This is a genomic window from Thalassotalea sp. G20_0, from assembly GCF_017744175.1.
Classification (GTDB): Bacteria; Pseudomonadota; Gammaproteobacteria; order Pseudomonadales; family Endozoicomonadaceae; genus Endozoicomonas.
The window spans coordinates 1-636 of record NZ_JAGHQV010000420.1 but is presented as its reverse complement, the minus strand read 5'-3'; the positions used below and the strand labels follow the sequence as shown (position 1 = coordinate 636).

The window sequence follows — 636 nt, the reverse complement described above, 5'->3', positions numbered from 1 at the left end:
CCACCTTCCGCGATCACCTCCAATGGAATTTTCCGTTGTTGAAGATTGAAGAAGAAAAGAGTCTGAACTCATTACCTCCGGTTGATCTGCTACTGCCAGATTACAACACGGTTATCGACATTCAGGGTCCTTCTCATTACGTCAGTGGTGATTTCAAAACCAGGAATGGATCAACGTTGCTGAAAATCGCCCTGCTGCAGAAATTAGGATTTGAAGTTATTGAAATCCCGGTGAACAAGATTGATAACCAGGATTCAATGAAAATAGTTATTGAGCAAATAAAGGCAAAGTTAGCCGTCCCGCCAGAGGCTTATGGCTCTGTGTCAATTAACAGCGGCGAGTGGGCGGTAGGTGAGGCATATTTTACTGCCGATGATGGAGGGCAATGTTCAGATGACTGTTATTTTACCGCCGAAGAATATTTAGAAGAGAAAATAAAAAAGCCCAAAAAAAGAAAAAGGAAGAGAAAAAAAGAAAAAAGCCAGTAAAAAATGCTAACTGCTGATGCCGTAGAATAGTCTACTTTTTATATTTTCCATGAATTAATGAAATATAATTATGGACAGAAGCGGTGCTGGTATAAGTTGGAAATACACAACTTCAGGTAACGATTACAAACAACCAGACGTTCATGCC

At 40.1% G+C, this 636-nt stretch carries 1 protein-coding gene; it reads left to right on the top strand.

Going from position 1 to position 636, the window contains the following annotated elements; translation table 11 throughout:
* The coding region (locus tag J7438_RS26835; protein ID WP_209279071.1) for an RAP domain-containing protein at nt 1-488 on the top strand (488 nt) is incomplete at its 5' end.
* Nucleotides 489-636: the final 148 nt, after the last annotated feature.